Source organism: Psychromonas sp. (assembly GCF_047632955.1).
Taxonomy (GTDB): Bacteria; Pseudomonadota; Gammaproteobacteria; order Enterobacterales; family Psychromonadaceae; genus Psychromonas.
In genome coordinates this window covers 1-5,123 of record NZ_JBLIED010000085.1, presented here as the reverse complement: position 1 = coordinate 5,123, position 5,123 = coordinate 1, and the positions used below count along the sequence as shown (strand labels likewise).

Sequence of the window (5,123 nt, the reverse complement as noted above, 5' to 3'; positions counted from 1 at the left end):
AAAGAAGTGCTAGACAAAACCAATGACAACAGGGGGCGTGCAAATGGATGAATTAGAGTTTCGTCGCACCTTATATGCAGATCCCAATTGTACAGATGATGGGGTATTAGCTGCCATTGCCGACGATCCAAAAAAACAAGCGTTCTACAAGGAACTTAAGCAACTCGATAAAAAAATGCAGAACGCCAGCCAGGTAAAAGTACCAGATGACTTAGTGCACAAACTGATTATGCGTCAAACGATGCAATCCCATAAGTCGAATAAAACACGGCATCGTATACAGCTAGCTATGGCAGCGTCGGTTGCCTTTGTGGTGGGTGTGAGTTTTACCATGTGGCAACAAAGTAATTTATTGGATTTATCAAAACAAGCTATTGCCCATGTACATTACGAAGGTGGCTATGCGCTGGACGCTCAAGAAAATGTATCTCTTCAACAGGTTAATGCAAAATTAGCAAAATTTGGTGGTGAATTTTCAGAAGACATTGGGCGAGTCTATTACGCAAATTTTTGTGATTTCGAAAATGTCAGAAGTCTACATATGGTTGTTGGAGGGGAGAACGGCAAGGTATCAGTGTTTATTGTGCCTCATGATGACGCTTATCTCGCAGAAGGTTCATCTCATGATCCAAGATACAACAGTCAGGCTATAGATTTGAAACGAGCGAGTATTATTGTAGTGGGAGAAGAAGGAGCTAATATAAATAAAATGAAAGAGCAACTTCAACGGAAAATTCAGTTTTCTGCTTAGAGGCAGTTAGTTATTCAAGAATTTTAAATGCCTCCTATCGGAGGCATTTTTTTATCTTTGGCAATGACAAGCAAAATAGAGTCTGACGGGGAGCTAGGTGTCATTAGCCACCATTTCAAATATGTATTTTAACAGCTATGTGCCATTTCCGACGGTTCGCAGCAAGTGGACAGTTCAGTTCCTTCATCTACAAAGCAGACGATCACTAACAAATATTCCTGTTCCATTCAGTCTAACGTAAAAATTAAATCACGCATTTTATACCGCCATCCGCATCTTTTTTTGCGAACGTATAAATGATTGAAACATGTAACGTAATTAACGGCTGAAACATGGTGCCTGGAGGGAAATAATGTATTTCGCGGTAAATTTACAAAATTATTCAGCCACTTACATGCCGATCCGGAAAACCGCTCAGCTTCACCATATTTAATCCAAACAAGCCCTTTCTAATGATCATTAACAGACTAATCACCTGAAAACTGCCATTTTGTTACTCAAACATTCTCCGATGGCATGTATTGAACAAGCATATTGAGTAGGGTCTCTTCTTAATTTTTCTATCTTTTAAATAGAAGGCTATTTTGTTTTTGCAGAGGTTCGTTTAACGGTTAGACTATTGTTATTTACGAGCATTTCAAGTGGCAGGCGAGAACAAGTTATGACTTATAGCCATTGGTTGTTTTTTGACTGTTTTTGACTTTAAATTGAATTGACTTTACGTGAATTCTTCTTGCTTTGCTTCCTAAAAAAACGAAACCCAAAGGTGTATCTATGACTTTTTTATCCGCCGTCTCAAATAGGTCCAGAGACACTTCATAAGCTTCCCATGTGTTTGTTACTCTAATATTAACTCTAGACTCTTTACCATCGGGAAGATTATATTTATCTTTCATCATCACGGCGAATTCCTCACCACCCTTCTCACCTTTGATTTCAAGAATGATATTTTTGTATTTTGTAAAGTCCATTTCTGTTACACGACCATTAAGTGCATCTATGTTGAAATACGCTGAGCCCCAGTCAAAACTATCTTCAGGGTAGGTTAAAATTTTATAATCATCCTCAATTTTTACTCCCGGGTAATATCCATTGCTAGATTGTGCATATATTAACCCGAAACCTAAAGGTACTCTGCCATTAACTAATAAATTCAAGACATCAACTTCTGCATATTTATTTAGGCTACCGCTAAAATCATGCTTGGTCTGCTCTTTAAAATTCACTTCTTGTTTATCGACCATTTCAACATACTTTTCGCCAAGGCGAATTTGCTTTTCATATAAACTCGTCATTTTTTTTTATTCAAAACTTTTAGCCAGCAATGCTGTGGTATTTTCAGTATTCAAAATTTCTAAAAACGTCTCTTGTAGATAGTCTTTTTCCATATGATCCCAAGGACTCATAAAAAGATCACTTCCCATATTTCTAAATTTATTAGACCAGGTTTGATAATCACTCTTCATCAACCGGTTGTAATCTTCCTCCTGCTTTTGTATACGTTCGGCAGAGGAGTAAAAATCATGCAATAATAATTCAATATCAGTCCCCTGAAGTTTACTTAGATAGATGGAGTTTTTTAATGACTCAAAAGCACTTGTATTGGGTAAGTAATAAACAACACTGGTTAGTTAACGAAAGGTGTTTGCCATATAATTGTAATCTGCGAAAACTAATTTAGGCTTTTGTACATCTATGTAAGTATCAAAAATAGAATCTGCCCGTATGCCAACATTTTCTCTGGCCGTTTTAATTAATTTTAGATATATAATATCTGATTGAATAGCATTAGAAATGCTCTTCATTAGGCCATTCAGTTCTTTTTCTTGAATACGGTTTACATTCGAATTATTTATTTGTAGAGCTATTAATATGCCAATAACTACAAGAACAATCTCGCCAATAGCATAAAGTAGATACTTGCTGACCTTATTTCCCTTGATCATATTCCGCCTGATTTTTCTAAAGAATCTTATCATTTGTTGTTGCTTGGTCTTTAAGGCTAATACAGAGAAAAGGTTACGTTAAGTATCGGTGAAATTAAACGTCATTCTTCATAAAATGAAAATACATGATGCCTAATATTTTCCATATTTACCGCTCTTTTATATCCTTAACGGATTGAAAGTCGGCGGCTTCTCGTCTATTACTCAACTGTTTACACATAATTCAGAATTCAAAACAAGCGCCTCTCACTGTTGTATAAACCAGTTTTGAATATTGCTTTTTTTATGCTGCCATAAATCCCAATACTAAATATCACCGCTAGAAGTAGTAGCAAGTATTGACTAAAAAAACCACAGGAGTTTCATGGATTAACTTTTCACCTCTCCGCTAATTGGCAAATGCTGCATCGGCACGTTTAACTAATTCGCCTTTCAATTCTGCCACAGCTTTAAAGGCTTGACTGTTTTGCTCTTTTTGCAAATCGGCCGCATTAGTTGCGATAAATAGGGCCGTATTTTTGTCTGAAAATATTTTTATGTCTGCTAACCACATAGTATTGCTACCATTGTGCCCTAAGCTTTTGTCAGCAACGACCCAGCCTAATGCATAATTTGAATTTTCAGCGGCTGTGTGTAATTTACTGAATTCTGCTGCGGCTAATAAGCCCGCAATATCATTTCCACGAGCACCTGCTAAGTGTGTAGCAATATACTTCCCCATATCTTCAAGACTACTATGCACAGTGCCTGCAGGTCCCAAAACGGCTGGATTATCAGTATTGCTAGCTTTCCAACCAGAGCCTTGAGATAAATGTCCAATTGGTTGTGACAAATTATCTCTGGCATCAGGGACGCCAAAACCACTGCTCGCCATCCCGAGGTTGGTAAATAGGTTGTTCTCTAATAATGTTTCCCAACTGGTATTTGTTAGACGTTCCATCATTGTCCCTGCAACCATGTAACCTAAATTGCTGTAAAGAAACTGCCCTTGTTCGGCTTCAGGATTAAGGTTCAATGCTTCTTCGAGCATTTTTTGACGTTGAGACTCGATATCAAGAGAGCTAGTTTGATAACTATTTAGTGCTGGAAGATTCGCTCTCATGCCAGAGGTATGTGACAGCAATTGGTCAATCCTTACATTTTCATATTGACTGTTCATTACACCAGATAACTTAGGGTATACGTCAGCAATGGTGGTATTCCAGCTAATCACACCTTGCTTCACTAGTATTGCCGCGAGCGTTGAGGTCATCGACTTTGTCAATGAACCAAGATGCCATTTGTCTTCTGTAGTGACCGGATTGCTGCTGCTAATTGCGCGAGTCCATGTGGCTGCCATTTCGATGATCTGTCCATCATGTACCAAAACTGCTGCCAAAGCGGGCAAACCTTGGTTAATTCGAATATATTCTACTATTTATTCCAAGTTGCCGTCACCAGCCTGGCCTGTTGCTGGTTTTTCAGGTACCAAATCTGTTATTTGTGCACCGTCTCCTCCACCGCACCCCGACAATAGGGTCATGCTGAGTAAAACTAGTACTATTATCGGAGAAGTTCGCACTGCTAAAATTAAACTATTCATTTTGTTCTCAATTTATTGTCAAAGTGTATTGTGTTTTTGTTTATCAAATTCGTGCAATTGAATCGATCACAGCATCATTAGCAGTAAAAACAACGTTTTCATTTAAAGAGAAATAATCACGTGGAACGTTTGTTTTGTAACGTTGACCGTCTGTCGATTGCACTTCTACTAAATCAAATACATTCCCATGTTCCTTATTCGCAATAGTCACACCAAACATGGCACTGACGAATTTGAGGCTACTATTAGCTCCTAGTCCGGCAGCAATGAAGTGACCAATTGCGGCACCTGTAAGTCGCTCAGAAAAATCGGCATTCAATTTAGTTTGCTCAATGCTGACGATTTGACCACTAAATGACATTCCATTTGCATCCTCGAATGTCCCCACATTTGCGGAATGAATATTTGAACATGCTGTTGCTGTCAAAAGTGACATTATTACTATTAGATTTTTAAATAAATCCATCTTATTTTTCTCTGTGTTTTAAAACTAATCTGCATTGCCCCCTGTGTTAAAGTAATTGTCACAGGGGGGGAAAGAAGCGGTTACATAATCAATGCGAGATTACCTTTCTTTCGGCCAGTCTCAATATAACGATGGGCATCAGATATTTGATCCAAGCTAAACTCTCGATCTAAGACTTGTAATAAACTGCCCTCCAAAATCATTTCCTTGACACGTTCAAACAATTTTCGCGCCTCATTCGTCGGTAATAATCCTGTAGCGGAGAACATCGCTTTTTTGCCGCCGACTAAAGACGTGAGTAACACATGAGTGAGAAGTCCGATAGAAAGTACCGGCGACACAAATACGCCTGAATCCGAAAGAAATGCTTTATAAGAT

Annotated in this window: 8 protein-coding genes; 1 reads left to right on the top strand and 7 read right to left on the bottom strand. The window is 38.2% G+C overall.

All coding sequences use genetic code 11. The annotated features are described in order from the left end of the window. Positions 1-43 precede the first annotated feature (43 nt). Positions 44-751 carry a DUF3379 domain-containing protein gene (locus ACJAZP_RS19840; protein WP_415232469.1) on the top strand — a complete coding sequence of 236 codons (708 nt, stop codon included), beginning with the start codon at positions 44-46 and terminating at the stop codon, positions 749-751. 659 nt (positions 752-1,410) lie between these two features. Here the strand turns inward: ACJAZP_RS19840 and ACJAZP_RS19835 are convergent. The 7 genes from ACJAZP_RS19835 to ACJAZP_RS19805 all read right to left on the bottom strand — a co-directional run. Next, complete coding sequence (locus ACJAZP_RS19835) at positions 1,411-2,046, bottom strand: hypothetical protein (protein WP_415232468.1); 636 nt, start codon at positions 2,044-2,046, stop codon at positions 1,411-1,413. A gap of 6 nt (positions 2,047-2,052) precedes the next feature. Then, positions 2,053-2,280, bottom strand: a complete 228-nt coding sequence (locus ACJAZP_RS19830; RefSeq protein WP_415232467.1) for a hypothetical protein — start codon at positions 2,278-2,280, stop codon at positions 2,053-2,055. A gap of 102 nt (positions 2,281-2,382) precedes the next feature. After that, positions 2,383-2,697: a DUF6090 family protein gene (locus tag ACJAZP_RS19825; protein WP_415232466.1), complete on the bottom strand. Its 315-nt coding sequence runs from the start codon at positions 2,695-2,697 to the stop codon at positions 2,383-2,385. A 388-nt stretch (positions 2,698-3,085) separates the two neighbouring features. After that, complete coding sequence (locus ACJAZP_RS19820; protein ID WP_415232465.1) at positions 3,086-4,084, bottom strand: serine hydrolase domain-containing protein; 999 nt, start codon at positions 4,082-4,084, stop codon at positions 3,086-3,088. A gap of 30 nt (positions 4,085-4,114) precedes the next feature. Beyond that, the gene (locus ACJAZP_RS19815) at positions 4,115-4,279 is read right to left on the bottom strand and encodes a hypothetical protein (protein ID WP_415232464.1); all 165 of its coding nucleotides are present in this window, start codon (positions 4,277-4,279) and stop codon (positions 4,115-4,117) included. Between the two features lie 43 nt (positions 4,280-4,322). Next, positions 4,323-4,745 (bottom strand): hypothetical protein, encoded by a 423-nt coding sequence (locus tag ACJAZP_RS19810; protein ID WP_415232463.1) that lies wholly within the window; start codon positions 4,743-4,745, stop codon positions 4,323-4,325. A gap of 80 nt (positions 4,746-4,825) precedes the next feature. Continuing rightward, on the bottom strand, positions 4,826-5,123 hold a 298-nt coding region (locus ACJAZP_RS19805; protein WP_415232462.1), incomplete at its 5' end, for a zinc-binding dehydrogenase.